Here is a 24,713-nt window from a genome sequence, read left to right on the forward strand (position 1 = left end):
CGCTGAATCAGGAAGCACTGGATATCATGCAGGCTGGGTCCAAGGGCCCAAGCTTCGCGCCGCCCCAGCGTTCGCTGCTGGGCGAGATCCTGGACTGGATGTTGGCCCCGCTGTTCCTGCTGTGGCCCATGAGCGTCGCGATCACCTATGTGGTCGCGCAGAACATCGCCAACGTGCCGTATGACCGGGCGCTGGCCAACAATCTCCACGTGCTGACGCACCAGGTCCACGCCCAGGATGGCCGCGCCATCCTGAAGATGACCGACCCCGCGCGCGACGTGCTGCGCGCTGACGAGACAGACAGCGTGTTCTGGCTGGCGCTGGGCAGCCGCGGCGAATACCTGGGAGGCGACCGCGCCCTGCCACTGCCGGCCAGCGTGGGGCAACCGCGCCCCGGCGAAGTCCAGTACCAGGACGACACGATGCGAGGCTTCGGGATCCGGCTGGCCTTCACGTGGGTCGACCTGAATCTGCCCAATACCCAGCCCGCGCTGCTGATCGTGGCCGAGACGGTGGAAAAGCGCACGCAGTTGGCCAACGACATCATCAAGGGCGTGATCATTCCGCAGTTCGTGGTGTTGCCGATCGCCGTGCTGTTGGTGTGGTTCGGGCTGTCGCGCGGCGTGGCGCCGTTGAACGCCTTGCAGCAACGCCTGCGGGCCCGGCGCCCCGACGATCTTTCCCCCATCGATGAACGCGCGGCGCCGTCCGAGATCGCGCCGCTGGTGGCGGCCATGAACGACCTGCTGGACCGGCTGTCCGCCAACGTCCAGGCGCAGCGCCGCTTCGTGGCGGATGCCGCCCACCAATTGAAGACGCCGCTGGCGGGCTTGCGCACGCAGGCCGAACTGGCATTGCGGGATGCCAGCCCCGAGGAAATGCAGTCCAGCCTGCGCCAGCTGGTGACCGGGTCCGAACGCGCCACCCGGCTGGTCAACCAATTGCTGTTGCTGGCCCGCGCGGAAAATCCCAGCGCCATCGGCCTGACGCGAACCGATATCAACGCCATTGCCTACGAGCAGGCCATGCACTGGGTGCCACAGGCCCTGTCGCTTAGCACCGACCTGGGTTTCGAGGGTTCGGACGAACCAGTCGAAATCAACGGCAATCCCTTGCTGCTGGCCGAGCTGCTGAACAATCTGGTGGACAACGCCCTGCGCTACACGCCGCGCGGCGGCCATATCACCGTGCGTGTGCAGCGGATAGGTGACGAAGCCGTGCTGGAGGTCGAGGATTCCGGCCCGGGCATCCCACCCGAAGAACGCGAGCGGGTATTCGATCGCTTCTACCGCGTGCTGGGCACGGCGTCGGATGGCAGCGGGCTGGGACTGGCCATCGTGCGCGAAATCGCACAGAAGCATCAGGCCAGCGTGCTGATCAGCGACCACCCCACTGCGCATTCAGACCTGCCCGGAACCCGTATCCGCGTGGCGTTCCCGCTGTACGCCGAACATTCCGACCTGCTTGAAAGCTGAGCCGCGGCGTGCAATCGCCCGGCTAAGGACTATCCCTAGCTCCGCCAGCAGTGCTTACATAATGTTTCAATTTTAAGATTCGAGTAAGGGTTACGTCAGAACCTCGTCAGCCTAGCGCCTCAATGTTGCGTATAGCTCGATGTCGGCTCGCCGGCGGAGGGTCTAGCACGGCGGAGAACCGCCGGCCAAAAAACGAGGAGACATCATGAGCACAACAACCATGGCAGGTCGCGGTCCATCCGCGGAACCGCGCCCGATGACCAAGGATGAACGCCGCGTCATCTTCGCGTCGTCCCTGGGCACGGTTTTCGAGTGGTACGACTTCTATCTATATGGCTCGCTCGCAGCCATCATCGCGCAGCACTTTTTCTCTGGCGTGAATCCCACCGCGGGGTTCATCTTCGCGCTGCTGGCGTTCGCGGCGGGCTTCGCCGTGCGGCCGTTCGGCGCGCTGGTGTTCGGCCGCCTGGGCGATCTGGTTGGACGCAAATACACCTTCCTGGTCACCATCGTGATCATGGGTTTGTCGACATTCCTCGTGGGCGTGCTGCCTAGCTATGCCAGCATCGGTTTGGCCGCTCCGGCCATCCTGATCGTGCTGCGCCTGCTGCAAGGCCTGGCCCTGGGCGGCGAGTACGGCGGCGCGGCAACCTATGTTGCCGAACACGCCCCGCACGGCCGCCGCGGCTTCTACACGTCGTGGATCCAGACCACCGCAACGCTGGGCCTGTTCCTGTCGCTGCTGGTCATCCTGGGCATCCGCACCGTCATGGGCGAAGATGACTTCAAAGCCTGGGGCTGGCGCATTCCGTTCCTGATCTCGGTCGTGCTGCTGGGCATCTCGGTGTGGATCCGCCTGCAACTGAGCGAATCCCCCACCTTCAAGCGCATGAAGGAAGAAGGCAAGGGTTCCAAGGCGCCGATCGCTGAATCGTTTGGCCAGTGGAAGAACCTGAAGGTCGTGATCCTGGCACTGCTGGGCCTGACCGCCGGCCAGGCCGTGGTGTGGTACACGGGCCAGTTCTACGCGCTGTTCTTCCTGACGCAAACGCTGAAGGTCGACGCCAACACCGCCAACATCATGATCGCGATCGCGCTGCTGATCGGCACGCCGTTCTTCGTGGTCTTCGGCGCGTTGTCGGACAAGATCGGTCGCAAGCCCATCATCATGGCGGGCTGCCTGATCGCTGCGGCGACGTACTTCCCGATCTTCCAGGGCATCACCCACTTCGCCAACCCGGCGTTGGAAAAGGCCCAGGCAACGGCACCGGTCACGGTGATCGCGGACCCCAGCACGTGCTCGTTCCAGTTCAACCCGGTGGGCACGTCTTCGTTCACCAGCTCTTGCGACGTCGTGAAGTCCTTCATGGCCCGCAACTCGGTGAACTACAAGAACGAAGCCGCGCCAGCCGGTTCGGTCGCCAAGGTGAAGATCGGCAACGACGAGTTCGCCTCCTTCGACGGCAAGGCCTTGGCGCCCGCCGACTTCAAGGCCAAGGCAGCTGAACTGGACAAGTCGCTGACCACCGCGATCCGCAGCCACGGCTACCCCGCCAAGGCGGATCCGGCACAAAGCAACAACGTCATGGTGGTCGTGCTGCTGGCGATCCTGGTGCTCTACGTGACCATGGTCTACGGCCCGATCGCCGCCATGCTGGTGGAAATGTTCCCGACCCGCATCCGCTACACCTCGATGAGCTTGCCGTATCACATCGGCAACGGCTGGTTCGGCGGCTTCCTGCCCCCGGTCGCCTTCGCGGTGGTGGCTGCCACCGGCAATATCTACGACGGCCTGTGGTATCCGATCATCATCGCAGTCATGACCCTGGTCATCGGCACGCTGTTCGTGCGCGAATCCAAGGACAACGACATCAACGCATAACCGACCATCCCCCGCCGGGTGGGACTGCTGCGCCTGCCCGGCCTTTCAAAAGCTCCTTACGGAGCTTTTTTTTTGTGGGCCCCCACGCGGCGCGCTTCGCGCTTGCTGCCCCCCGAGGGGGCTTTTTCCCCTTGGGGCGGCCCGGCGAGGGAAAGGCCCCCACGCGGCGCGCTTCGCGCTTGCTGCCCCCCGAGGGGGCCTTCCCCCTTGGGGCGGCCCGGCGAGGGAAAGGCCCCCACGCTGCGCGCTTCGCGCTTGCTGCCCCCCGAGGGGGCTTTCCCCCTTGGGGCGGCCCGGCGGGGGAAAGGCCATTCTTGCGAGCATTGGCCGTTCTTCTGAAGGAGGTGGGCCCAACTCGAAAATCTCTTCTGCGTTTTCAGGACGATGTCAGACCCCCCGGCTTAGACTGGCGCCTCAGATTACGGCCTTGCGCCAGATTGGCTGACGATTGATCCCCCTGTCAGACGATTGCAGGGCTAGTGTTCTGACACCGATACCGCGTTCCCCGCGAGCCTTTTATGACGCGGTATTGTGTGCTCCCGTACCGGCCCGGCCTTTATTGAGCCGGGCCGCTTTTTTTTGCGCGGCACCCGCGATAAAAAATGGCGACCGCGGGGCGGTCGCCATGATCGGGGATGAACCGGCGCATGGCCGGCTGCCCTTTCAGCGGCGCATGCCGACGCCGATCGCCAGTACGCCGGCCACGATGGCAGCGATTCCGGCCCAGGTCGGGATGGGCACCGACTTCTCGGTTTCGGCCGTGGCCTTGACCGAGCCGATCTGCAAGACGGTTTCTTCAGACTTGTAGTTGAAGCCCTTGTAGGCCAGGGCCGCGATGCCCAGGACGATCAGGATGGCGCCAATGATTTTCATATGTTCCTCTCCGATTCCATGTCGGTGCGCGGAAGTTAACGCATAGGGCAGGCGATGTCAGTGACAGAACGTGTCGCCTGTCGCAAGCGTATTGCAGCACTTCGGCAATCGGGCCGCGTCGTATAGAATCTACCCTTTTGGCCGACGCTCATGTGGTTCAAGAATCTCAAGATTTACCGCCTCTCCTCGCCGTGGACGCTCATCGGCGAGCAGCTTGAAGAAACGCTTGCGCGGCACGCCTACCAAGCGGGCAACAACCTCGAAATGCAAAGCCTGGGCTGGGTTCCGCCGCGCGAAAACGGCGGGCTTGCGCACGTCGTGAACGGCCAGATCCTGCTGTCCCTGCGCGCCGAGAAAAAGCTTTTGCCGGGCACCGTCGTGAACCAGGTCGCCAAAGCGCGCGCCCAGGAAATCGAAGAGCAGCAAGGCTACAAGCCCGGCCGCAAGCAGATGAAGGAAATCAAAGAGCGCGTCACCGACGAACTCTTGCCGCGCGCCTTCAGCGTCTACCGCGACACCCGCGTCTGGATCGACCCGCTGAACCATTGGCTGGTCATTGACGCCGCCGCCTCGGCAAAGGCCGACGAAGTCATCGGCCTGCTGGCCAAGTGCGTGGATCCGTTCCCGCTGGAAAACCTGTACGTGACGCAATCGCCCGCGTCCGCGATGACCGGCTGGCTGGCTGAAGACGAAGCCCCCTCCAACTTCACCATCGACCAAGACACCGAATTGCGTTCGTCGGGTGAAAGCGGCGCGGCCATCCGCTACGTGAAGCACTCCATCGACGCCGACGACGTGCGCCGCCATATCCAATCGGGCAAGCAGTGCACGCGCCTGGCCATGACGTGGGCCGACCGCATTTCGTTCGTCCTGACCGAAGGCCTGGACGTCAAGCGCGTATCGCCGCTGGACGTGTTGAAGGAAGGCAACGAAGGCGTGGCCACCAACGACGACGAGAAGTTCGACTCCGACATGATGCTGATGACGGGCGAACTGTCCAAGATGATGGCTGAACTGGTCGACGCGCTGGGCGGCGAAAAGAAGATCTAAGCCACGCTTGTCGCAACGCTTGATACGACCTAGACCGCCCTGCCCTGGGCGGTCTTTTCATTTCCGCGTTCCGGCCAGCATGCAGGCTCAAGCCGCCACGCTGCGGTCGCGGCCGGCCTGTTTCGCCCGGTACAACGCCTTGTCGGCGCGGTCGATCAAATAGGCATAGTCCGGGTGGCCGTCGAACGTGGCCACGCCGATGCTCGCGGTGATACGCAAGGCGCCGGCTTCGGGAATCGTGAAATGGTGGCGGCGGATTTCGGCGCCCAGTTTCTCGGCGGCGGCCAGCGCGGCCGCTTCCGCCGTGTCCACCAGCACCACCAGGAACTCTTCGCCACCGTAGCGGAACACGAAGTCGCTGGACCGGCACGCCTGATGCACCACCTCCGCGAACTGCCGCAGCACGTGATCGCCGCCGGCATGCCCATGCGCGTCATTGACCGCCTTGAAATGATCGATGTCCAGCAGCAGCACTGAAAAACGGCTGCCCTGCCGCGTGGAAATGGCTATCTCCCGCCCGATGACCGACGGCAGGAAACGGCGGTTCAGCACGTTGGTCAGGGGATCACTGCCGCTCTCGATCTCGGCCACCATGTCGAACAGGCCATTGAGCAGATGCTTGATGCGCGCCACCAGTTCTTGCAATTCGCGCACTTGATCGGGCATCGACACCTGCCGCTGCTCGTCAGCCATCATCAGTTGCGGCAACACCACGTCGTCCAGCCGCGAAACCGACTCGGTGATCTGGCGCAAGGCCGGCGCGCTTTCAAACAGCACGCCGCCCTTGTGCTGCAACCACAACCCGAACTCCGACGCCGCCAGACGCGGCAAGGCCTGCTCGGGCGCGCGGTAGTGCAGGCCGATCAGCACGGCCTGGCTCCATTCCAACAGCGCAGCGCGCTGGCGCTCGCGTTCGGTCGAGATGTTCTGCCCCAGGGCGAACAACCGGTACGCTTCGTCATTGCGCGCACCACGGTTGATATCGCGCATGAAGGCGCGGCTCATCTGCTCGATTGCCAGGTCGAACAGATTGCAGACGTACTGCGTGGCAATGGACGCCGCGTTGCCGTCCAGGTCGCTGGCGCGCAATCGCTCGGCGATCTCATTCTTCAGGATACGGGCGCCCGCCATCACCAGATGGATCGGGATGTGGACGCGGGCATGCACCTCGCCCACCTTCTTCTGGGTGGCCATCAACGCAACGATGTCGCCTTGATCGCGCACGCAGAGCAATCCCTTCAGCCAGTGCTTCATGCCGCTGTGCAAGCGAGTCGAGACAATCTCGTGGGACAGGCGCGGCCCCGCCTCAGCATCCGCCAGCAAGGTGGAATAGAAGACATCCACCAGTTCCTTGGCGCTGTCGCCCACCACCGCGGCAACCTGGCCACGGGTATAGGCGTCAACCGATTGATAGACCGCTTCCCAGGCTTGCGCGTTCGATGCGCTCAGGTAGCACGCTTGGCCCGCGCCGTCCGTCCACGCCGGAACCGCGCTCTTGCTCGAAGACATAAGATCATCCGCCCAAAAACTCCGCGCGTGTCTCGGAGCGACACGCGACAGAAAAAGACAGCGCGGATTATCCTTCAAATCGCCAGGACCGCCCCGCCTTGGTGCATGCCGGCGGCGGGGCGGCGGGTTGGCTTACTCCAGGCCGTGGAACACGGAGTCGTCGGGGCCCACGTGCGACGGGTGTTGCCACGTCACATCGCGCAGCGAGTGCTGGACCAGGCCTTCCACGCCCAGCAGCACCGCGAAGATCGCCATGCGGATGGGGATGCCGTTGTCGGTCTGGCGGAAGATGGCCAGGCGCGGGTCATGGTTCAGATCCACGCTCAGGTCATTGGCGCCCGGACGGCTGTCGCGCGGCAGCGGATGCATCACGATGGTCTCGGGGCTGCAATAGGCGTCGATGATGGCGCGGCTGATCTGGAAGTCGGGCGTGTAGCCTTCGTTCTCTTCGTTGGCAAAGCGCTCTTTCTGCACGCGCGTCGCGTAAATCACGTCGGCGCCCGCCAGGCCTTCGGCCAACGACGTCTTCTGTTCGATCACGTTGCCGTTGCGGCTTGCCTGTTCGATGATGTAGCTGGGCATTTCCAGCCCCTTCGGCGACACCAGCGAGAACTTCACGTTCTTGTACAGCGCCATCAGCTTGATCAGCGAGTGCACGGTACGGCCGTATTTCAGGTCGCCCACCATGGCGATATGCGCGCCATCCAGCAGCTTGCCCAGGCGCGAGAACTCGGTCAGGATCGTGTACAGGTCCAGCAAGGCCTGGCTGGGATGCTCGCCCGGACCATCGCCGCCGTTGACGACGGGAATGTTGGTGGCGCGCGCGAATTCCGCAACCGAACCTTGGTCCGGGTGGCGGATCACCATGGCATCCACATAGCCGCTCATGACGCGGCTGGTGTCATAGATGGATTCGCCCTTGGCCATCGACGAAAACGTAAAGCCCGTCGTGTCGCATACCGAACCGCCCAGGCGGCAGAACGCCGAACCGAAGCTGACGCGCGTGCGCGTGCTGGCTTCAAAGAACAGGTTGCCCAGGACGGCGCCTTCCAGCACGCGGGACACCTTTTGGCGGCGCGCGATGGGCTGCATCATGTCGGCCACGCGGAACAGGTCTTCAACCGACTCGCGCGTGAATTGGTCCACCGACAGCAGTTGATGCTTGCCTTCGACCGCAATGCGCTCGCGCAACGGGCCGTCTTGTACGCTTTGCGTATACTTTTCCAGCAATACGCCGTTTTGCACGATTTCGCTGACAAAACGCTGCACCACTTCCGGCATTGCGCGGAATTCCTGCGATCCCTCGGGCAGCAGCCAAGTGTCCAACGCCCGGCGTTTGACGCCGATCCGGGTGGCGAACACGTCGCGCGTGAGGTTCAGGCGTCGCATGGCGTCGCGCAGGAAAGCTTGCTGGGAGATGGTCATGACGGGCCCCGAGAAAGAGGATTTATATACGCACCGCGCATATTATTCTCAACGCAAGTGCAAGTCCAACATTTTTGCGTACAAGGGTTTACCCGGAAAATCTGGCGCTAACGGCTAGCGTAGGACGTCATCTGCTGGGCATCCGCTGCCGCCTGCCCCAGAGAGAACCAGCACGCCCCGCAGAACGCCACGGCACTGAGCAGGTAGCAGACCATCGCCAACAGCTGGGCCGGCCAATGGCCGCGCGTCAGGTGCCCTGTGTAGCCCTGGCGCAACAGGCTGACCTGGGCCAGGTAGGCAAACAGCAGCCCCAGGCAAGAAGCCAGCAGCCCGCCCAAAAACAAAGCCAGCGGCAGCTGGAGATCAGGCGCGGCAATATCGCCGCCGACGATTCCCAGCGAAAAGGCCGCCAGCATCAATGCCGCGCCCCCATTCAGCCATCCCAGAAAGCGAAACGCCCCCGCCAGCAGCGAGAACGACATGCCCGAGGATCGGATCTGCTGGGAGCGAGGATCCATGCGTCAGCCGCCGTTGCCGGTGCGGCACACCGGCGTTGCCGTTTGGATCGAGGTCCGCACGGCCGCGATTTCAGCCGCATCCCAACGCCCTTCGCCCAACACGGTCACGGTCACCTTGGACTTGGCGGGACCGTCGGCTTCCGCCGAAATCAGCTCAAGCACCGTGGCGGGCTCGCCCACCTTGTACAACTGGATCTCGTCGGGGGCTCCCTTCTCGCCCAAGCTGTGGCGCCACGCATAAGCAATGCCATAGGGATGCTGCACATTCACATGGCAGGCCCGCACATATTCACCGCCACGGCGAAAGGCGGCCTGGTAGTTGGTGTCGACGCTGAAGGTCTCTTTCTTCACGGCATCGGACTCGTAGACGCCCTTGCTTGCGCAACCGGCCAACAATGCCGCCAACGTTACACCTACCCATACTGACTTGCGCATGATTCTTCCCGCGTTGAAATTCGGACTCCCGCGATTATGCCAGCGGCCGCAAAAAGGCCACGCGGGAAATGTCTGGACATTTCTGGCGTGGCCTTGGGCCGGCTAGGCGGCAACGGGAGGGCGACCTACTTGGTCGCAGCACCTTCAATTTTTTCCCCGCCTCGCTGAATGTCCTTGCCCGCGCCCGCAACGGTATTGCAGCCCGCCGAAAGGGCGGCGATCGAAAGCAGCATGACGAGAACGACTTTGTTCTTCATAAACCTCTCCTGTCTGGGCGTAGAAACCGAGGCCAGCATACCCCAAACACCCTCCTTTGCGCACCATCCGGACAGGCGGACCTAGCGGTTTCCATCCGATCGGGCGATCTCATCCGCCAGCCAATCAAGAAAGCCCCGCACCTCCGGCCGGCGGGCCGCATCGGGCAGGCTCACCGCGTAATAGGCGAAACGGGTAGGCCAAGGCAGATCCAGCGCCACGCGCAACCGGCCGGAATCCAGGTCTTCGCGCGCATGCGCTTGCGGAACCAATGCAATGCCCTGCCCGGCCGCGGCGGCCCTGAGCAGCAGCAGATCGTCCTCGAAGCTTGAACCGCGCCGCGCCGCGTCACCCGGGGGCACGCCATGCGCTTGCAACCACAGGCTCCAGTCTGCCCGGTCGGCATCCTGCAACAAGGGATAGCGCAAACAATCCGCGGCCACACGCAACGGAGGGCCGTCGCGCAACAGCGCTGGGGTGGCGACCGGCAACAGCACCGGCGTCATCAGCGGCATGACTGCCAGACCAGGGTAGTCACCCAACCCGTGACGCAACGCGATGTCGATCCGGTCTCGCTGAAAGTCCACCAGCTTGGACGAGGCCTCGACCCGAACCTCGATATCAGGATGAAGCGCTGCATAACCGCCCAGCCTCGGCACCAGCCAGTGGGCGGCGAACGAAGGCACGGTGCTGATGGTCAGCGTGCGCCGCGCGGCGCTGGACTCCAGCCAGGCCAGTGATTTTTCGATCAGATCAAAGGCCTGAAGCAAGGCGGGATGAACCTGCGCACTGACCTCGGTCAGGTTCACCCCATAGCGTTCTCGGACGAACAAAGGCATGCCCAACCGATCTTCAAGCAGCCGAATCTGCTGGCTGACCGCGCCCGGGGTCACCCCCATGCGCTCAGCGGCTGCCTTCAGGCTGCCCAGTCGGCCTGCCTCGGCAAATGCACGCAGGGCAAGCAAAGGCATCACAGCACTCATTCCCACTCCAAAATTTAGAAAATCTATCTTCAAAAGCGAGAAACAATCGTTTTACGTGATAGTGATTCAGCATCAACATGGCATCACCTCCACGCATCAGGAAGTAGTTTAGCTAACTTCTATCGATTATGACCACGCCAACTCTGCATCTCTACACCGACAGCTCACCCAACGGTTTCAAGATCACCATCGCGCTGGAAGAACTGGCGCTGCCCTATACGCTGCATCACATCCGCATTGACCAGGGCCAGCATCGCGACCCCGCTTTCCTGACACTCAACCCGCATGGACGGATTCCCGTGCTGCACGACGCCGAGACGGGAATCACGCTGTTCGAATCGGCCGCGATTCTGCTGTATCTGGCCGACAAGACCGGACGCCTGCTCCCCTCTGCACCCGCCGAAAAATGGGAAGCCATTACTTGGCTGATGTTCCATAGCGCCAGCATGGGCCCCATCCTGGGCCAGCGTGTGCATGCCGAGTGCTTTGCGGTTGAACGCAACGAGATCGCGATCCAGCGTTATCGCCGCCTGAGCGAAGACATCTTCGCCGTACTCGACGCGCGCCTGGCACAACGCACCTGGTTGGCTGGCAACGACTTTTCCATCGCCGATATCGCCACTTTCGGCTGGATGCACATCGCCAGGATCATCGAGTTCGACTTCAGCCGGCATCTCCACCTGAGCGCCTGGCATCAGCGGGCCACTCAACGTCCTGCGGTGCAACGCGGCATCGCCCTGCCACAACCGGCCGTTGGCCCTTGAAACCCCGGACTCATGACTTCATGATCGATTCCACACACACCCCTCCGACGCCCACCGGCGCCTCCGCGCCGGCCTTCGCCATGCACCCCGGCTACCGCCGCATGTTTGCCCCTGGCCAACTGACCTTGGGCATTTTTCTGCCCTTGAGGTTCTACCGGGGCGACATGGCAGTGCTGCAAGGCCAGGCCGACCTGGTGGCCGAGATCGACCGCCGAGGATTCGCCGCCGCATGGGTCCGCGACGTGCCCTTGTACGATCCGAACTTCGGCGATGCGGGACAGGTATTCGACCCCTTCGCGTATCTGGCCTATTTGGCGGCGCGCACCGAACGCCTCGCGCTCGCCACCGGCAGTGCGGTTTTCACGCTGCGCCATCCCATCGATCTAGCCAAGGCCGCCGCCACGCTGGACCGCCTGTCCGGCGGCAGGCTCGTCATGGGCATCGCGTCCGGCGACCGCCCTGTCGAATTTCCCGCGTACGGGCTGGACTTCGCGCAACGCGGCGACCGCTTCGCGCAAGCCGTTTCCTATTTCCGCCAACTGATGGGTGCCCCGCATGGCGCCATCGACTCGCCCCTCGGCCGTCTGGCAGGCCCGCAGCTTCTGCCCAAACCGCAAGCGGGGCGCGTACCGTTGCTGATCACGGGCTCCTGCCGGCAGACGCCGCAATGGGTCAGCGAGCACGCCGACGGCTGGTTGACCTATCCCGACTCCACGCACGACGACGCAGGCCCCGAACGGCTGGCACAAAAGATCCGATCCTGGCGTGCGCGAATTCCGGATTCCGGATTCCGGCCGCACGTCACCAACGAATGGCTGGACCTGGCGGCCGATCCGGATTTTCCGCGCACGCCCATGCAAGGCGGCTACGTCCTGCGCACCGGGCGCCGGGGTCTGCTTGACCTGCTGGCACGATGGCAGGAGGCGGGCGTGAACCACGCGGCGCTGGGAATCCAATTCTCGGAACGGCCCGCGGCCGAGGTTATCCAGGAACTGGCCGAGGAGGTCTTACCGTACTTTCCCGCACACCAGGGGCCACCCCCGGCTGCTGCCCGCTGGTAGGCCAGACCGACCTACAATGCGGCCCGGCCGCGGCTGTCGCGTATTTGCCGGCAATGGATTAGGATGCGCAAATGAACAAAAAACCTGTACCGCAGAACGCTGGCGCAGCCCCCAAGGGCTGGGGCTGGGAACAGCCGGAATGCCGCGGACAAGCGGCTTTGGCGCTGTTCATCGACGATCTGCACCGAATTCTGCAAGCCCATACCGCCGGCAAGTTGGCGGACAGCAGCACCTTGGCGGACGCCCAGGCACACGTCGACGAATTGCTTGCCCGATACAACGAAATCAACGCCGCCCCGGATATTTTCCTTGGACAATCGGTCGAACTGAAGGAAGGCGTCGACCGCAATGGCGTTTCCCATACGGTACCGATTTTTTCGGCACGGCTGAAAAAATCGCTGGTGTCGATGCTGGGCCAAGGCCCCGGCTGAACCGTCCCCCATACAGGCCAACGCACGGCGGCCGGCCACGAACCACAGCAACAGGAGACCCCCTAATGAATTCAGACAATGTCGTAGAGTTTCTCCGCCTGCTGTCGCTGGACGTCTCGCTGGGCGCCGCCGCCCAACACGCCGCCAGTCAGCCGGACGCGCCGCTCGCGTTGGCACGATTGGCCACCGCCCATGGCTTGCCTTGCAGCGCTTCGGACTGGTCTTTCTTTGCCCGCAGCTGCCTGGACACCTCGACGCAAGCCGAAGCAGAGGGCGGCCCCGTCGGCGCCACCATCTGGCAATTGGTGCAAGACCCCGCCCACGGCACGGACATTCCGGCCAGCGCCATTACGCGCGTCATCGGCATCATCACTCAACCGGAAGGCGGCCCGCCAGTCGTGGGCCATGTTGTTGGCGATCTGGCCCCGCGCGCACCGCTAGGCATGGCGCCCTACCCCACGGGTTCCTGATTGGCCACGCTGGCGCCCTAGGGGCAGCCAGCCAGATATTGCTTCACGCCCGACGCGGCGACCCGTCCGCTGGCCATGCAGGCGGTCAGCAGGTAGCCGCCCGTGGGCGCCTCCCAATCCAGCATCTCGCCCGCGCAGAACACGCCAGGCGCCGACCGCAGCATCAGGCCGGCGTTCAGGGCGTCAAATGACACGCCGCCCGCCGTGCTGATGGCTTCGTCAATCGGCCGCGTGCGCACAAGCGTCAACGGCAAGGCTTTGATCCGTAATCCAAGCTTTACCGGATCCTTGAAATCTTCGGCGGATGCACATTCGCGCAACAGCCCCGCCTTCACGCCGGTCAACCCCAGCCGGCTTTGCAGATGGCTGGACATGGAGCGCGCTCCGCGAGGGTGCATCACCGCGGCCAGGACTTTTTCCTGCGTCCAGTCCGGAGCCAGATCCAACGTCGCGATGGCCTGCCCTTGCGCATCGATCTCATCGCGCAAGGGTGCGGACAAGGCGTAGACCAGACTGCCTTCAACCCCGGTTTCCGACACCACGAATTCGCCTTGCCGGGCCAGCACGCCGCCCGCTTGCAGCGCGCACGACATGGCGACAGATTTGACGGGCTGCCCGGCAAAACGTTGACGGAAGTGGTCCGACCAGGCCACATCGAACCCGCTATTGGCGGGGCGTAGCGGCGCCACCTCGATCCCTTGCGCCTGCAACCCCGCGACCCATGCGCCGTCCGAGCCCAGTTTGGCCCAACTGCCACCTCCCAAGGCCAGCACCACGGCATCCGCCTTCAGCGTTTGCACGCCCTCCGGGGTGTCGAACCGCAGCACATTCGCGGTAGGCGCGTCATGGTCCGACCACCCCAACCAGCGGTGCCGCATATGGAAACGCACGCCACTGGCGCGCAGCCTGGCCAGCCAGGCCCGCAACAATGGCGCGGCCTTCATTTCCTGGGGAAAGACTCGCCCTGACGAACCGACAAAGGTCTCGATGCCCAGTTGCTGCGCCCAATCCCGCAACCCTGCGGCGTCCAACACGGCCAGCCAAGGCATCACGTCTGCGGCACGCGCGCCATAGCGCGCAAGAAAAGGGGCTGCTGCCTCGTTATGCGTCAGGTTCAGCCCGCCCCGGCCCGCCATCAGGAACTTGCGCCCGACCGAAGGCATGGCGTCGAACACATCCACTTGCAGGCCTTGGCCTGCCAGGCCCTCTGCCGCCATCAGGCCCGCCGGACCACCGCCAATGATCGCAATGCGTTGGGAAGCGCTCATGGTCATGACGCCAGGATCGTCAAGGCAGGGATGTGGAAGGGCGAAGGAGACGGCATGGAGGGCAAATCGAATTCATCCGGACAAGCGATGCGCGACGTGTGGCGCTGAGGGGAAGAATTGTCGCATGGCGCCAGGAGGCCCTCCCCCGTGGCATGCAGGAACCGGATGTTCGGACGACGGCCCGGATGAAAAAAGGCCCGGCGCCGGCCACTTATTGACCGCAGGCGCCAAGCCTTTGTTATGACAGGACAATTTGGACCTACGCAGAGGCTATCCCAAGGCTTGTCCACAGTCGCTGTGGGTAACTCCCAGGGTCAGGCGTTACCTGCCGCCTGCATCGGACCCGACCAGGGTTCCGAATCCAGCTCGAAGCGTAGCTCCTGATATTCGCCGTCCACCCCCACCGACCGCAGCAGGCCGGCCCCCATGGCCTGGCCCAGGGCACGGCGGCACAGGGTTTCAGGATCGTCCGGCAATGACTGAAATACGCCGGCCGGAATGCGCAAGCGCAACAATGCCTGGGGATCGCCGCGCTCCGCCGGCCGGCCAATATGGATATGGGCGGGATAACCGTGAGGGCACCAGATGCCCACGTGGTACTTGCCTTCAGCGCCGGTGTCGGCAACGTAGCCGGGATGATCGTACTTTGCGGTGCCCATGGACCCTCCTCGAGTGCGGCAAACTAGCGCGCGTGACCCATGGTAGCTCAGGGTCGCGGCGCTGTGCGGCCGGGAACACCCGGGAAACTCCGGGCTGGAACAAAGGATTGACCCAAGGCAAGTAACACGCAAAAAACGGACGAAAAAAAGCCGCGATTGGCATCGCGGCTTTTTCTCTTGAAACTGGTTGCGGGGGCAGGATTTGAACCTACGACCTTCGGGTTATGAGCCCGACGAGCTGCCAGACTGCTCCACCCCGCGTCTGATGTGTGAATCATACCTCATTTTAGAATCTTGTGCAGCGCACCCAGGCGATTATTCGTGTTTTCTGCCTGATTCATGCGAAAAATATTCGCCACCAGCCCCAGAAACCGGCTCACAGGGCCAGGAACATCCTGGTAAATCACCTCCGCCGGACCTAGCGCCATCACCCGCACCACGCCGCCGCAACCGATGCGCTGCGCCTCGCCCGCATTGACACGGGTGGAAACCGGCAAAGACAGGCTGCCTGCGGCTTCCGCGCCGGTTGACGGCTCTTCCACCCGCACACTGCCCGCAATGCAGATGACCGTGGCACCGGTGCGCAGCATCAATTGCCGGCTGGCGCCGGAGGCGATTTCCAGGCGGCGGGCCAAGGGTTGGGCGGTGGGTTCGGCATTCATGATGATCTCCAGTCGGACAGTGACAGGCTACGCCCGCCCTGCTTTGCGCAACAGCCACACCCTCGACCTTTCTGTACCGATGCAGACCCTCGATTTTGACGCTGTTATGGTGTACTTTTCATCAATCTGTGCCTACCTTCATTCCAACCTCGGGGAGCATGATCGGCGCATGGACCCACAACCGCTATACCTCCGCTTGGCGAACCACTACCGGCGAGCCATCCAGACAGGCGTCCTGGCTCCCGCCCAGCGCATGCCGTCCGTGCGCACGTTGGTGCGTACCCACCACGTCAGCCTATCCACCGCGCTGCAAGCCTGCCGGCAATTGGAAGACGACGGGCTGATCGAGGCCCGGCCCCGTTCGGGCTACTTCGTGCTGCAACCCCGCCGCAACAGCATCCCGCCCGTCAATGAGCCCGACATCCGTCAGACTCTGGGTGCCGCGCAGTACGTGGGCATCCACGATCGCGTCTCGGATTTCATCGCCAAGTGCGAAGCCCATCCCGTCAGCGCCAATTTCGCGCTGGCAGCGGCGGTGCCCGAGGCCTACCCGATGGAAGAACTGAAGCAGGCGATGACGCGCGCGCTGCGCATGACGCCGCAGGTGCTGGTCAGCCCCGTTCCGCCGCAAGGCCACCCAGAGCTACGCACGGTGCTGGCCCGCCGCGCGCTGGCCAACGGCATCAATGCCACGCCCGACGACGTCATCGTCACGCACGGCTGCATTGAAGCGCTGAACCTGGCTTTGCGCGCGGTTGCCCGGCCGGGCGACACCATCGCCGTCGAATCCCCTACCTACTTTGGTTTGCTGCAAATACTGGAAAGCCTGGGCATGCGGGCGTTGGAGATCCCCACCAGCCCGCAGAACGGCCTGTCCATCGAGGCGCTGGACCTGGCTTTCCAGACCCACGGAAATATCCGCGCCGTCGTGGTGGTGCCGAATTTCCAGAATCCGCTGGGCTGCGTGATGCCCGAGGCGGAAAAGGCCCGATTGGTCGCACTGTGCGAACGCCAGCAGGTGCCGCTGATCGAAGACGATACCTACGGGGCGCTGACGGATGACGACACGCCGCTGGCTGCGGCCAAGTCCTGGGACGCGACCGGCAACGTCATCTATTGCTCGTCCATGCACAAGACCCTGGCCCCCGGCATGCGGCTGGGCTGGCTGCTGGGCGGCCGTTGGAAGGCCCGCATCGCCATGTTGAAGTTTGCGCAAAGCCGTCCCAACGAGCCCCTGGCGCAGATTGCCGTCGCTGAATTCATGGGATCGCGGGCCTACGATCGGCATCTGGTCCGTCTGCGGCGCCAGTTGAAAAACCAGCGGGACCAAACCGCCGAAGCCATCGCCGCGCATTTTCCCCGCGGTACTCGATTGAGCGTGCCGCAAGGCGGCATGCTGCTCTGGGTGGAAATGCCCGATGGCCGCTCCGGCGTGGACGTCTTCGAGGCCGCATTGCGGCAAGGCATCCGGGTGGCGCCAGGCGCGATGTTTTCGAATGGCACGCGCTACAACCACTTCCTGCGCGTCAGCTGCGGCCAGCGTGCCACGCCCGAGATCTTGCGGGCCTTGATGACGCTGGCGCGCATCGTCGACGAGCGTCCGGCATGAATCCGGCACTCCACCAGTTCATCGTTGATTACGGCTTATGGGCCGTGCTGGGTGGCACTTTTCTGGAAGGCGAAAGCGTGGTGGTGTTCGCGGGGTTCCTGGCCCATCAGCACCTGCTGCACCTGCCCTATGTGATGCTGTGCGCGTTCGCCGGCTCTTTCGTGGCCGACCAGTTGCTGTTCTTTCTTGGCCGGCGGTACCGCGACCACCGCTTCGTGCGACGCATCCGCGAAAAGCCCGCTTTTGAACGCGCCCTGGCCGCGATCGACCGCTATCCGCACGGCTTCATCCTGAGCCTGCGGTTCCTGTATGGCTTGCGCACCGTGGGCCCGGTGGCGCTAGGAATGTCTCGCGTGCCGCCGCTGCGTTTTCTGGTGCTCAATGCGATTGCCGCCGTCATCTGGGCGGTGTGCTTCAGCCTGCTGGGCTATGCCTTCGGCCAGACCATCGAATCACTGCTGGGGCGGCTGCATGGCGTGGAAACCAAACTGGCAGTGGCCGTCGCGATCGGTGTGGCGATCTGGCTGGCGTATCACCTGATCGCCAGACTCCGGCGCTGACCGGCGCTCAGCAGACCACGCGGCCGCTGGCGCGCAGCACATAGTGCCGCCGCGCCTTGCGATACCAACGGCCGATCAGCGGCAGCAACGCCAAACGGCGCAGAATGGGATGACGCTGGTCGAAGTCGTGCCAGGCCTTGAAGCCATGCCCCATGCGCTCCCAGCTTTGACGCGCTTCGGGAGTAAGTTTGCCGGGGTCGAACGCCGCCAGCTTTGCTGCTTCCGAGACGCGGGCCAACATGGCTCCGCCCGGACGTTCCAATCGATACTGATTCCGCATGGGGCCGCATATTACCCGGCTTGGAGGTCCCGTGGCAGACATTGAAACCGGCGCCCGAAAAGCGCAAAAGGAGCCACCTTTGACCGCCCCAGCCAAGCCCTTGTAATTAAAGGAATTTGCGGATCTATGCCCGGACTATCCCAAGGCTTGTCCACAGAAGCTGTGGGTAACTTCCGTCCTGCGGATGGGCGTTTTCTACTTCAACGCTGCCTGGATCATGTCGCGCACGCTTTCAAAACCCGCGACGTACTGCGGATTCTCGGAGCGGGCCAACAGGCTGGAGTAATTCTGCTCCAACTGGGCTTCGATCGCTTCACGCAGGCCCGGTGACGCCTTGACCAGGTGCAGCATCGATAGCAGGGTCGAATTCAACGCATCGATGCGGCCACCCTGATGCGAGATCGTGTGCACGATGACGGCGATTTGTTCCTGAATGTCCATGTGTAAAGCCTCCTGGCATTGATAGTCGGCGCAAATCCTAGCATGGCGCCAGAGCGGGCTGGCCGGCGCTAGGCAAGCGCGGCGCGTCGCGCTAGCATCAAGCGTAGCCGCAAGGGCACCGCGGCGCATGCCCCGGCCCCTCCCACGGCGCCCGGGGCCACCGGAGCGCGCACATGAAGACGATCCAGAACTATGCCCCCCCGGACGCCCAGTCCCTGCAACGCTTGCAGGACCGCCTGGGCTACAGCGACGCGCGCATGGCGGAGCTGGCCGGCTTGGACGCGGCCACCCCCTGGCCCAGCTACGCCGGCGGCCCGGAACCCCGTTCGCTCGGCCGTCAGCGCCTGTTCTATATGGTGGCCCGCCTGACACTGGACGAGCGCGAATGGCAAAAGGTGCTGGCCGCCATGCACGAGGCCGGCGCCCGTTTTGACTACGAAGACCCATTGGCCATGGACGCGCCGCCCAAGCCGGAACCCAAGGCGGACGAAGAACGAAAATTCGGCATGTTGCTCGTCAGCCGCAACGGCGCCTTCCATGAAATGGAACAGCTGCGCGAGTTCGCGCATTTCGCCAATGAGGCCGACGTCAGCCGCTTTGTGCATACCGTGTTCTACGACAGCGACATCGATCTGTGCCGCTTTCGCTTCGCGGACCATGACGGCCTGGACGCCGCCAGCCGCGACCGCATCTTCGACGCCGCGCACAAGACCATCACGCGCTTCGAGTTCGATGGCCGCATCTATCATGGCGGCATTCCGCCGGAATCCGACGGGTAGGCCAGCCGCTTCGCATTGACGCAAGCCGGCCCCCGCCTGTACCGTCGGCACTCCCCCCTTTGCGCCACGCCTTCCGCATGAATGAACGACTCGACGCCATCGACCGGCAACTGCTAAGCCTGCTTTCCGCCAATGCGCGCGAACCCGCTGCCATCCTGGCGCGCAAGCTGGGACTGGCGCGCACCACGGTGGTCGCGCGCATCGCTCGATTGGAACGCGAGCACATCGTGTCTGGCTATGGCGTGCGCCTGGGCCGCCTGCTGGAAGAGGCCGCCGTACGCGCGTACTGCTTCATCAGCGTGCTGCCCAAGACGCCCGCAGCGGTGATCCGCGAACTGGAGCGGATGCCCGAAGTGGAAGAAGTGTCCTCGGTCAGCGGCCCGTATGACTATCTGATCTTCCTGCGTTGCGAAACCCATGAACAATTGGACGAGCTGCTGGACCGCATCGGCCTGATCGATGGCGTCAAGCAGACCCAGACGTCGATCGTGCTCAGCCGCAAGGTGGACCGCCGCAGCGCGGTCGCCGCGCCCTGATGCCCTGGCCGCCTGCCGGGCCGCCTTTTCTCTGAGCCCGACATGGTGTTGTAATGGCGGATAACGAGATTTCTGGACGACCCATGCTTGCACGCCTTGCCCCCGCCGCCGCCTTGCTTACCCTGCTAGCTGCCTGTTCCAGCATGAGCGAGGTCACGTCCGTCGACAAGAATACGTACAACGTGACCTACAGCTCGGGCACGCAGCTGCTGACTTGGGTTGAAATCAAGAACCAGACGCTGCAACGCGCGGACCAGTACTGCCAATCCATTGGCCGCAAGATGCAGAAGCCGAAAATCACGTCCAACCACGCCACGGGCCTGGGGTCCAAGCGTGCCACCGTGACGTTCGAGTGCGGCGCCATCGATCCCCCTAAAGACCAAGCATCGTGAATACCTCCTTGCCCGTGGGCATCACCATGGGCGATGCCGCCGGCATCGGCCCCGAGATCGTCGTCAAAGCCTATGCGCAAGGCCTGAATGCGCCCTGCGTGGTGTACGGCGATGCCGGCGCGTTGCGCCGTGCCGCGGCCCAGTTGGGCGCCCGCCTGGACGTTGTTGAAATCACCGCCGTCAGTCAGGCCCAGCTGGACGCGGGCCGCATCAACGTCGTCGCCTGTAGCCCCGCCCTGCCCGCCGACCTGCCCGCCGGACAGATCAGCGCCGCCGCCGGACGCGGTGCCTATGATTACGTTTGCGCCGCCATCGACGACGCTCAAGCTGGCCACATCCGGGCCATCGTCACCGCCCCGCTGAACAAGAAGTCCATGCATGAAGCCGGCATCGATTACCCCGGCCACACAGAGATCCTGGCGGAACGCTCGGGCACCCAGGACTTTGCCATGATGCTGGCCAACGACGAACTGCGTGTTCTGCTGGTCACCATCCATGTGGCGCTGGCGGACGTCATCGCCCGCATCACCCCGGAAGCCGAACTGACCGCCATGCGGCTGGCCGACCATGCCTGCAAGCAAATGGGCATCGCGCACCCCAGGGTGGCGGTGGCAGGCCTGAACCCGCATGCCGGCGAAGGCGGCAAGTTCGGCCGCGAAGACATCGACATCATCGAACCCGCCATCGCCCAAGCGCGTGCGCAAGGTATCGATGCCAGCGGCCCCTGGCCGGGCGACACCATCTTCATGCGTGCCCGCCGAGGCGAATTCGACATCGTCGTGGCCCAGTATCACGACCAAGGCCTGATTCCCGTCAAGTATCTGGGCCTGGACCACGGCGTGAACGTCACGGTGGGCCTGCCCTTCGTGCGCACCAGCGTCGACCACGGCACTGCGTTCGACATCGCCGGCCGCGGCGTGGCCGATCAGGCCTCTTTGGTCGCCGCCTTCGACCTGGCGCTGGCCATGACGCCCTAGGGGCTTGGCGGTCACGGGACTACAATACGCCCCGTTTCCGGCGCCCATCGCGCGCCGCCGCTTTCCGACTTGCCCCTTTTATCCCCCATGTCACGCCTTGTCCGCCTTCTGCCCGACCGCTTCACGCTCTATCTGATCTGCACCGTCATCATCGCCAGCATCGTGCCCGCGCACGGGCAAGGCGTCGTGGTATTCGGCTGGATCACCAACATCGCGGTCGGCCTGCTGTTCTTCCTGCACGGTGCACGCCTGTCCCGCGAGGCCATCATCGCCGGCCTGACGCACTGGAAACTGCACCTGACAATCTTCTCGGCTACGTTCCTGATGTTTCCGTTGCTGGGCCTGGCGCTCAAGCCGGTACTGGAACCGCTGGTGACGCCCGAGTTGTACCTCGGCATTCTGTTCCTGTGCTGCCTGCCCGCCACGGTGCAATCGGCCATTGCGTTCACGTCCATGGCACGCGGCAACGTTCCCGCCGCCGTGTGCAGCGCCTCGGCCTCCAGCCTGCTGGGCATCTTCCTGACCCCGCTGCTGGTGGGCACGGTCGTGGCCAATGCGGGCAGCGCGCCGATCTCGTTCGACGCGGTCGGCAAGATCATGCTGCAACTGCTGCTGCCTTTCGTGCTGGGCCAGTTCGCCCGCCGCTGGATTGGCGCCTGGGTGCACAAGCACAAGGCCATGCTGAAGTTCGTCGACCAGGGTTCGATCTTGCTGGTCGTCTACACCGCGTTCTCTGAAGCCATCAACGAAGGGCTGTGGAGCACCACGCCGATCCCCGCACTGGTGGGTCTGGTGGTGTGCTGCGCCGTGATCCTGGCGCTGGCGCTGGGCCTGTCGGCGCTTGCCGGCAAGCTGCTGGGCTTCAACACGCCCGACCGCATTACCTTGTTGTTCTGCGGCTCGAAGAAGAGCTTGGCCAGCGGCATCCCGATGGCCCAGGTGCTGTTCGCGGGGCACGCCGTGGGCGCCATCGTGTTGCCCCTGATGCTGTTCCACCAGATCCAACTGATGGTGTGCGGCGTCCTGGCCGCCCGCTATGGCAAGCGCCCGGAAACCGAGGACTGAAACCCTCGCCTCGTGGTCAAAAAAAAACCGCACATCTGGGTGCGGTTTTTTTTGGCTGCGACGAACTCAGTACAAGTCCGGGCGTTGCGCGCCGGAGTAGTTCAGGAATCGCGTGCTGGAACCCTGGAACGTCAGGCGCACCGTACCGATGGGGCCGTTACGCTGTTTACCGATGATGATCTCGGCCGTGCCCTTGTCCGGCGAATCGGGGTTGTAGACCTCGTCGCGGTAGATGAACAGAATCACGTCGGCGTCCTGTTCGATGGCGCCGGATTCGCGCAGATCGCTCATCACGGGGCGCTTGTTGGGGCGTTGCTCCAGGCTTCGGTTCAGCTGCGACAGCGCGATCAGCGGGCAGTTCAGTTCCTTGGCCAGACCTTTCAGCGAACGGCTGATTTCCGACACTTCGGTTGCCCGGTTTTCGCCCGAGCCATTGCCCGACATCAGTTGCAGGTAGTCGATGATGATCAGGCCCAACTGGCCACATTGGCGGGCCAGGCGGCGCGTGCGCGCACGCACTTCCATCGGGCTGAGCGCCGGGGTTTCGTCGATGTAGACCTGCGCGTCCTGCATGAGCTGCACCGCGTGCGTCACACGGGGCCAGTCCTCGGCGATGAGTTTGCCGGTACGCATGCGATGCTGATCCAGCAGACCCACCGAACCCAGCATACGCATCGCCAGTTGCACGGCGCCCATTTCCATCGAGAACACGGCGACAGGCAGGCCCTGTTCAATGGCGACGTGTTCGCCAATGTTCATCGAGAACGAGGTCTTGCCCATGGAGGGGCGGCCCGCCACGATGATCAGGTCGCCGCCGTGCATGCCGGAGGTCATCTTGTCCAGATCGGCGAAACCGGTGGGCACCCCGGTCACGTCGGAGCTGCCTTCCCGGTGATAGAGCTCGTCGATACGTTCCACCACCTGCGTCAGCAGCGGTTGAATCTCCTGGAAACCCGCGGCGCCGCGCGAGCCTTCCTGGGCAATCTGGAACACCTTGGATTCGGCTTCATCCAGCAGTTGGCGGGCTTCCTTGCCCTGCGGATTCAATGCCGCCGACGAGATTTCATCGGCGATCGACACCAGCTTGCGCAGCATGGCGCGTTCGCGCACGATTTCGCCATACCGGCGGATGTTGGCGGCCGAAGGCGTGTTGTGCGCCAGCGCGTTCAGATAAGCCAGGCCGCCCGAATCCTCGGCCTTGCCTGCGCTGATCAGCGATTCATTGACCGTGATGACGTCTGCGGGGCGGGCCAGCCCGATCAAGCGGGCAATGTGATGCCAGATCAGCCGGTGATCGTGACGGTAGAAGTCTTCTTCGACCAGCACGTCGGCAATACGGTCCCACGCCGTATTGTCCAGCAGGAGGCCGCCCAGAACCGATTGCTCCGCCTCAATGGAATGGGGAGGAACGCGCAGGTATTCAAGCTGGGGATCGGCAGGTGTGTTCATAACTTCAATAGTAACGGCTGCAAGATATCGGCAGCGCGGAAAAAGCCTTGGATGTCGCGCGAAGGCAAACGGCGCAACAGGGGACGCAAGGGCGTCGCAACACCGCAAAGCAGACGCGCCAGCCTCGTCAGGCGGGCCCTGACCTCGGGGTCGGGGTTGCACTCAAGGTAGACATCCAGCGCCAGTTTACCCAGTGTCAGGGCCACGTCGTCCGGCAACTTGCGCAACGACACCAGCGAGGCCAGCATTTGGAATAAATCGTAGGCCTGGGTCAAAGGCCGAGAGAGCGTGGAACCGATATTCTCTTCAAAATCAATGCGCCACAGCTCGCCATCGCGCAAGGTGATGTTGCGGATCTGCGCTCCGCCGTGCCACATGCCGCGGGCGTGAAACGCCGCCATGTCGGTGGCTGCCGCACGGGTCAGCCACAACTGCGACGTGGAATCCTCGTTGCGGATCAGGTCGGCCAGATCCTCGCCCACGTATTCCAACACCAGCAGGCCTTGCTCTTGCCACCACACTTCGGGCACGCGGCAACCGGCCTGCCGCAACATCGCCAGGCGCTCGGCCTCGTGCGTCAGCCCATTGCGCAACAGCACGCCCGGACGCGGGAATTCACCCAGGAACAGCTTGCAGCACACGCCCAGCAAGAAAGCCCGCGCATAGCGCAATGCATAGGCGACGCCACGGCCGAAACTGGGGCGCCGACGCTTGATGATGCAGCGTACGCCATCGATGGTGACGTCCCGCACGGAGGGTTCACGCGAGGCATCCACGCTGTCGAGCCAGGCGCGCAGGCCGGGCGGCGCGTTGTGATGAACGGGCGGCTGATTCAAGGGGTCCTCGGTGAAAAGCAGTGACGCGCTTCTTGCGCAATGCCCGAAAGGCTACACGCAATGATGGCG

General features: G+C 63.8%; 28 protein-coding genes and 1 tRNA gene. 14 read left to right on the plus strand and 15 right to left on the minus strand.

The features are described 5' to 3' along the window. The first annotated feature begins 98 nt into the window (after positions 1–98). Both HV753_RS27525 and HV753_RS27530 read left to right on the plus strand, forming a co-directional pair. A complete protein-coding gene (locus tag HV753_RS27525; protein WP_175177794.1) occupies positions 99–1,475 on the plus strand; it encodes a sensor histidine kinase in 1,377 nt (458 codons plus the stop codon). A gap of 220 nt (positions 1,476–1,695) precedes the next feature. After that, on the plus strand, positions 1,696–3,357 hold the full coding sequence (locus HV753_RS27530) for an MFS transporter (protein WP_425485945.1): 1,662 nt from the start codon (positions 1,696–1,698) through the stop codon (positions 3,355–3,357). A gap of 663 nt (positions 3,358–4,020) precedes the next feature. Here the strand turns inward: HV753_RS27530 and HV753_RS27535 are convergent. Continuing rightward, entirely contained in the window at positions 4,021–4,230 is a 210-nt protein-coding gene (locus HV753_RS27535) for a hypothetical protein (RefSeq protein ID WP_006225024.1), read from the minus strand. 150 nt (positions 4,231–4,380) lie between these two features. On the opposite strand from HV753_RS27535, the gene HV753_RS27540 reads away from it, so the two are divergent. Continuing rightward, positions 4,381–5,280, plus strand: coding sequence for a recombination-associated protein RdgC (locus HV753_RS27540; RefSeq protein WP_175177743.1), 900 nt, complete (start codon positions 4,381–4,383; stop codon positions 5,278–5,280). Positions 5,281–5,367: 87 nt separating this feature from the next. On the opposite strand, the gene HV753_RS27545 is transcribed toward HV753_RS27540, so the two are convergent. The 6 genes from HV753_RS27545 to HV753_RS27570 form a co-directional block, all read right to left on the minus strand. Continuing rightward, positions 5,368–6,789, minus strand: coding sequence for a diguanylate cyclase (locus tag HV753_RS27545; RefSeq protein ID WP_175177744.1), 1,422 nt, complete (start codon positions 6,787–6,789; stop codon positions 5,368–5,370). Positions 6,790–6,921: 132 nt separating this feature from the next. After that, positions 6,922–8,214, minus strand: coding sequence for an aspartate carbamoyltransferase (locus HV753_RS27550; protein WP_175177745.1), 1,293 nt, complete (start codon positions 8,212–8,214; stop codon positions 6,922–6,924). Positions 8,215–8,321: 107 nt separating this feature from the next. Then, a complete protein-coding gene (locus HV753_RS27555; RefSeq protein ID WP_175177746.1) occupies positions 8,322–8,732 on the minus strand; it encodes a hypothetical protein in 411 nt (136 codons plus the stop codon). A 3-nt stretch (positions 8,733–8,735) separates the two neighbouring features. Then, complete coding sequence (locus HV753_RS27560) at positions 8,736–9,167, minus strand: BPTD_2524 family lipoprotein (RefSeq protein ID WP_175177747.1); 432 nt, start codon at positions 9,165–9,167, stop codon at positions 8,736–8,738. Between the two features lie 125 nt (positions 9,168–9,292). After that, on the minus strand, positions 9,293–9,424 hold the full coding sequence (locus HV753_RS27565) for an entericidin A/B family lipoprotein (RefSeq protein ID WP_175177748.1): 132 nt from the start codon (positions 9,422–9,424) through the stop codon (positions 9,293–9,295). Positions 9,425–9,505: 81 nt separating this feature from the next. Continuing rightward, entirely contained in the window at positions 9,506–10,405 is a 900-nt protein-coding gene (locus tag HV753_RS27570) for a LysR substrate-binding domain-containing protein (RefSeq protein ID WP_175177749.1), read from the minus strand. Between the two features lie 128 nt (positions 10,406–10,533). Between HV753_RS27570 and HV753_RS27575 the strand changes: the two genes are divergently transcribed. From HV753_RS27575 to HV753_RS27590, 4 genes are all read left to right on the plus strand, one after another. Next, positions 10,534–11,169 (plus strand): glutathione S-transferase family protein, encoded by a 636-nt coding sequence (locus HV753_RS27575; RefSeq protein ID WP_175177750.1) that lies wholly within the window; start codon positions 10,534–10,536, stop codon positions 11,167–11,169. Positions 11,170–11,189: 20 nt separating this feature from the next. Continuing rightward, on the plus strand, positions 11,190–12,230 hold the full coding sequence (locus HV753_RS27580; protein ID WP_175177751.1) for an LLM class oxidoreductase: 1,041 nt from the start codon (positions 11,190–11,192) through the stop codon (positions 12,228–12,230). A gap of 71 nt (positions 12,231–12,301) precedes the next feature. After that, positions 12,302–12,661 (plus strand): hypothetical protein, encoded by a 360-nt coding sequence (locus tag HV753_RS27585; RefSeq protein ID WP_175177752.1) that lies wholly within the window; start codon positions 12,302–12,304, stop codon positions 12,659–12,661. Between the two features lie 65 nt (positions 12,662–12,726). Beyond that, positions 12,727–13,131, plus strand: coding sequence for a hypothetical protein (locus HV753_RS27590; RefSeq protein WP_175177753.1), 405 nt, complete (start codon positions 12,727–12,729; stop codon positions 13,129–13,131). Positions 13,132–13,148: 17 nt separating this feature from the next. On the opposite strand, the gene HV753_RS27595 is transcribed toward HV753_RS27590, so the two are convergent. From HV753_RS27595 to HV753_RS27610, 4 genes are all read right to left on the minus strand, one after another. Then, positions 13,149–14,399, minus strand: a complete 1,251-nt coding sequence (locus HV753_RS27595) for a TIGR03862 family flavoprotein (protein WP_425485941.1) — start codon at positions 14,397–14,399, stop codon at positions 13,149–13,151. Between the two features lie 314 nt (positions 14,400–14,713). Then, a complete protein-coding gene (locus HV753_RS27600; RefSeq protein WP_175177755.1) occupies positions 14,714–15,058 on the minus strand; it encodes a hypothetical protein in 345 nt (114 codons plus the stop codon). A 184-nt stretch (positions 15,059–15,242) separates the two neighbouring features. Further along, positions 15,243–15,319: transfer RNA gene (locus tag HV753_RS27605), tRNA-Met, on the minus strand. Positions 15,320–15,339: 20 nt separating this feature from the next. Further along, on the minus strand, positions 15,340–15,720 hold the full coding sequence (locus HV753_RS27610; RefSeq protein ID WP_175177756.1) for a hypothetical protein: 381 nt from the start codon (positions 15,718–15,720) through the stop codon (positions 15,340–15,342). A gap of 169 nt (positions 15,721–15,889) precedes the next feature. Between HV753_RS27610 and HV753_RS27615 the strand changes: the two genes are divergently transcribed. Both HV753_RS27615 and HV753_RS27620 read left to right on the plus strand, forming a co-directional pair. Continuing rightward, a complete protein-coding gene (locus HV753_RS27615; RefSeq protein ID WP_175177757.1) occupies positions 15,890–17,329 on the plus strand; it encodes an aminotransferase-like domain-containing protein in 1,440 nt (479 codons plus the stop codon). Further along, entirely contained in the window at positions 17,326–17,889 is a 564-nt protein-coding gene (locus HV753_RS27620; protein WP_175177758.1) for a DedA family protein, read from the plus strand. Before HV753_RS27615 ends, HV753_RS27620 begins: the two co-directional genes overlap by 4 nt. 7 nt (positions 17,890–17,896) lie before the next feature. Here the strand turns inward: HV753_RS27620 and HV753_RS27625 are convergent, their stop codons facing one another. Next, positions 17,897–18,130, minus strand: a complete 234-nt coding sequence (locus tag HV753_RS27625) for a hypothetical protein (protein ID WP_175177759.1) — start codon at positions 18,128–18,130, stop codon at positions 17,897–17,899. A 234-nt stretch (positions 18,131–18,364) separates the two neighbouring features. Further along, on the minus strand, positions 18,365–18,610 hold the full coding sequence (locus HV753_RS27630) for a hypothetical protein (protein WP_175177760.1): 246 nt from the start codon (positions 18,608–18,610) through the stop codon (positions 18,365–18,367). 173 nt (positions 18,611–18,783) lie between these two features. Here HV753_RS27630 and HV753_RS27635 point away from each other — a divergent pair, with 173 nt between their 5' ends. The 5 genes from HV753_RS27635 (at position 18,784) to HV753_RS27655 (ending at position 22,359) form a co-directional block, all read left to right on the plus strand. Next, positions 18,784–19,389, plus strand: a complete 606-nt coding sequence (locus HV753_RS27635) for a hypothetical protein (RefSeq protein WP_175177761.1) — start codon at positions 18,784–18,786, stop codon at positions 19,387–19,389. A 77-nt stretch (positions 19,390–19,466) separates the two neighbouring features. Continuing rightward, the gene (locus HV753_RS27640) at positions 19,467–19,925 is read left to right on the plus strand and encodes an Lrp/AsnC family transcriptional regulator (protein WP_006225043.1); all 459 of its coding nucleotides are present in this window, start codon (positions 19,467–19,469) and stop codon (positions 19,923–19,925) included. An 83-nt stretch (positions 19,926–20,008) separates the two neighbouring features. Beyond that, positions 20,009–20,317: a hypothetical protein gene (locus HV753_RS27645; RefSeq protein WP_175177762.1), complete on the plus strand. Its 309-nt coding sequence runs from the start codon at positions 20,009–20,011 to the stop codon at positions 20,315–20,317. Further along, the gene (pdxA, locus tag HV753_RS27650) at positions 20,314–21,294 is read left to right on the plus strand and encodes a 4-hydroxythreonine-4-phosphate dehydrogenase PdxA (RefSeq protein ID WP_175177763.1); all 981 of its coding nucleotides are present in this window, start codon (positions 20,314–20,316) and stop codon (positions 21,292–21,294) included. Before HV753_RS27645 ends, pdxA begins: the two co-directional genes overlap by 4 nt. Positions 21,295–21,381: 87 nt before the next feature. Continuing rightward, complete coding sequence (locus HV753_RS27655; RefSeq protein ID WP_175177764.1) at positions 21,382–22,359, plus strand: bile acid:sodium symporter family protein; 978 nt, start codon at positions 21,382–21,384, stop codon at positions 22,357–22,359. A gap of 66 nt (positions 22,360–22,425) precedes the next feature. On the opposite strand, the gene HV753_RS27660 is transcribed toward HV753_RS27655, so the two are convergent. After that, positions 22,426–23,808 (minus strand): replicative DNA helicase, encoded by a 1,383-nt coding sequence (locus HV753_RS27660; protein WP_175177765.1) that lies wholly within the window; start codon positions 23,806–23,808, stop codon positions 22,426–22,428. Continuing rightward, the gene (locus tag HV753_RS27665) at positions 23,805–24,644 is read right to left on the minus strand and encodes an RIO1 family regulatory kinase/ATPase domain-containing protein (RefSeq protein WP_175177766.1); all 840 of its coding nucleotides are present in this window, start codon (positions 24,642–24,644) and stop codon (positions 23,805–23,807) included. The genes HV753_RS27660 and HV753_RS27665 overlap by 4 nt, the downstream gene beginning before the upstream one ends. Positions 24,645–24,713 lie beyond the last annotated feature (69 nt).

The organism is Achromobacter pestifer, from assembly GCF_902859625.1.
Classification (GTDB): Bacteria; Pseudomonadota; Gammaproteobacteria; order Burkholderiales; family Burkholderiaceae_B; genus Achromobacter; species Achromobacter pestifer.

Coding starts and splice junctions, on each gene's coding strand:
- HV753_RS27525 (WP_175177794.1), top strand. CDS start 99: ATGTTGGCCCCGCTGTTCCTGCTGTGGCCCATGAGCGTCGCGATCACC.
- HV753_RS27530 (WP_425485945.1), top strand. CDS start 1,696: ATGGCAGGTCGCGGTCCATCCGCGGAACCGCGCCCGATGACCAAGGAT.
- HV753_RS27535 (WP_006225024.1), bottom strand. CDS start 4,230: ATGAAAATCATTGGCGCCATCCTGATCGTCCTGGGCATCGCGGCCCTG.
- HV753_RS27540 (WP_175177743.1), top strand. CDS start 4,381: ATGTGGTTCAAGAATCTCAAGATTTACCGCCTCTCCTCGCCGTGGACG.
- HV753_RS27545 (WP_175177744.1), bottom strand. CDS start 6,789: ATGTCTTCGAGCAAGAGCGCGGTTCCGGCGTGGACGGACGGCGCGGGC.
- HV753_RS27550 (WP_175177745.1), bottom strand. CDS start 8,214: ATGACCATCTCCCAGCAAGCTTTCCTGCGCGACGCCATGCGACGCCTG.
- HV753_RS27555 (WP_175177746.1), bottom strand. CDS start 8,732: ATGGATCCTCGCTCCCAGCAGATCCGATCCTCGGGCATGTCGTTCTCG.
- HV753_RS27560 (WP_175177747.1), bottom strand. CDS start 9,167: ATGCGCAAGTCAGTATGGGTAGGTGTAACGTTGGCGGCATTGTTGGCC.
- HV753_RS27565 (WP_175177748.1), bottom strand. CDS start 9,424: ATGAAGAACAAAGTCGTTCTCGTCATGCTGCTTTCGATCGCCGCCCTT.
- HV753_RS27570 (WP_175177749.1), bottom strand. CDS start 10,405: ATGAGTGCTGTGATGCCTTTGCTTGCCCTGCGTGCATTTGCCGAGGCA.
- HV753_RS27575 (WP_175177750.1), top strand. CDS start 10,534: ATGACCACGCCAACTCTGCATCTCTACACCGACAGCTCACCCAACGGT.
- HV753_RS27580 (WP_175177751.1), top strand. CDS start 11,190: ATGATCGATTCCACACACACCCCTCCGACGCCCACCGGCGCCTCCGCG.
- HV753_RS27585 (WP_175177752.1), top strand. CDS start 12,302: ATGAACAAAAAACCTGTACCGCAGAACGCTGGCGCAGCCCCCAAGGGC.
- HV753_RS27590 (WP_175177753.1), top strand. CDS start 12,727: ATGAATTCAGACAATGTCGTAGAGTTTCTCCGCCTGCTGTCGCTGGAC.
- HV753_RS27595 (WP_425485941.1), bottom strand. CDS start 14,399: ATGAGCGCTTCCCAACGCATTGCGATCATTGGCGGTGGTCCGGCGGGC.
- HV753_RS27600 (WP_175177755.1), bottom strand. CDS start 15,058: ATGGGCACCGCAAAGTACGATCATCCCGGCTACGTTGCCGACACCGGC.
- HV753_RS27610 (WP_175177756.1), bottom strand. CDS start 15,720: ATGAATGCCGAACCCACCGCCCAACCCTTGGCCCGCCGCCTGGAAATC.
- HV753_RS27615 (WP_175177757.1), top strand. CDS start 15,890: ATGGACCCACAACCGCTATACCTCCGCTTGGCGAACCACTACCGGCGA.
- HV753_RS27620 (WP_175177758.1), top strand. CDS start 17,326: ATGAATCCGGCACTCCACCAGTTCATCGTTGATTACGGCTTATGGGCC.
- HV753_RS27625 (WP_175177759.1), bottom strand. CDS start 18,130: ATGTTGGCCCGCGTCTCGGAAGCAGCAAAGCTGGCGGCGTTCGACCCC.
- HV753_RS27630 (WP_175177760.1), bottom strand. CDS start 18,610: ATGGACATTCAGGAACAAATCGCCGTCATCGTGCACACGATCTCGCAT.
- HV753_RS27635 (WP_175177761.1), top strand. CDS start 18,784: ATGAAGACGATCCAGAACTATGCCCCCCCGGACGCCCAGTCCCTGCAA.
- HV753_RS27640 (WP_006225043.1), top strand. CDS start 19,467: ATGAATGAACGACTCGACGCCATCGACCGGCAACTGCTAAGCCTGCTT.
- HV753_RS27645 (WP_175177762.1), top strand. CDS start 20,009: ATGCTTGCACGCCTTGCCCCCGCCGCCGCCTTGCTTACCCTGCTAGCT.
- HV753_RS27655 (WP_175177764.1), top strand. CDS start 21,382: ATGTCACGCCTTGTCCGCCTTCTGCCCGACCGCTTCACGCTCTATCTG.
- HV753_RS27660 (WP_175177765.1), bottom strand. CDS start 23,808: ATGAACACACCTGCCGATCCCCAGCTTGAATACCTGCGCGTTCCTCCC.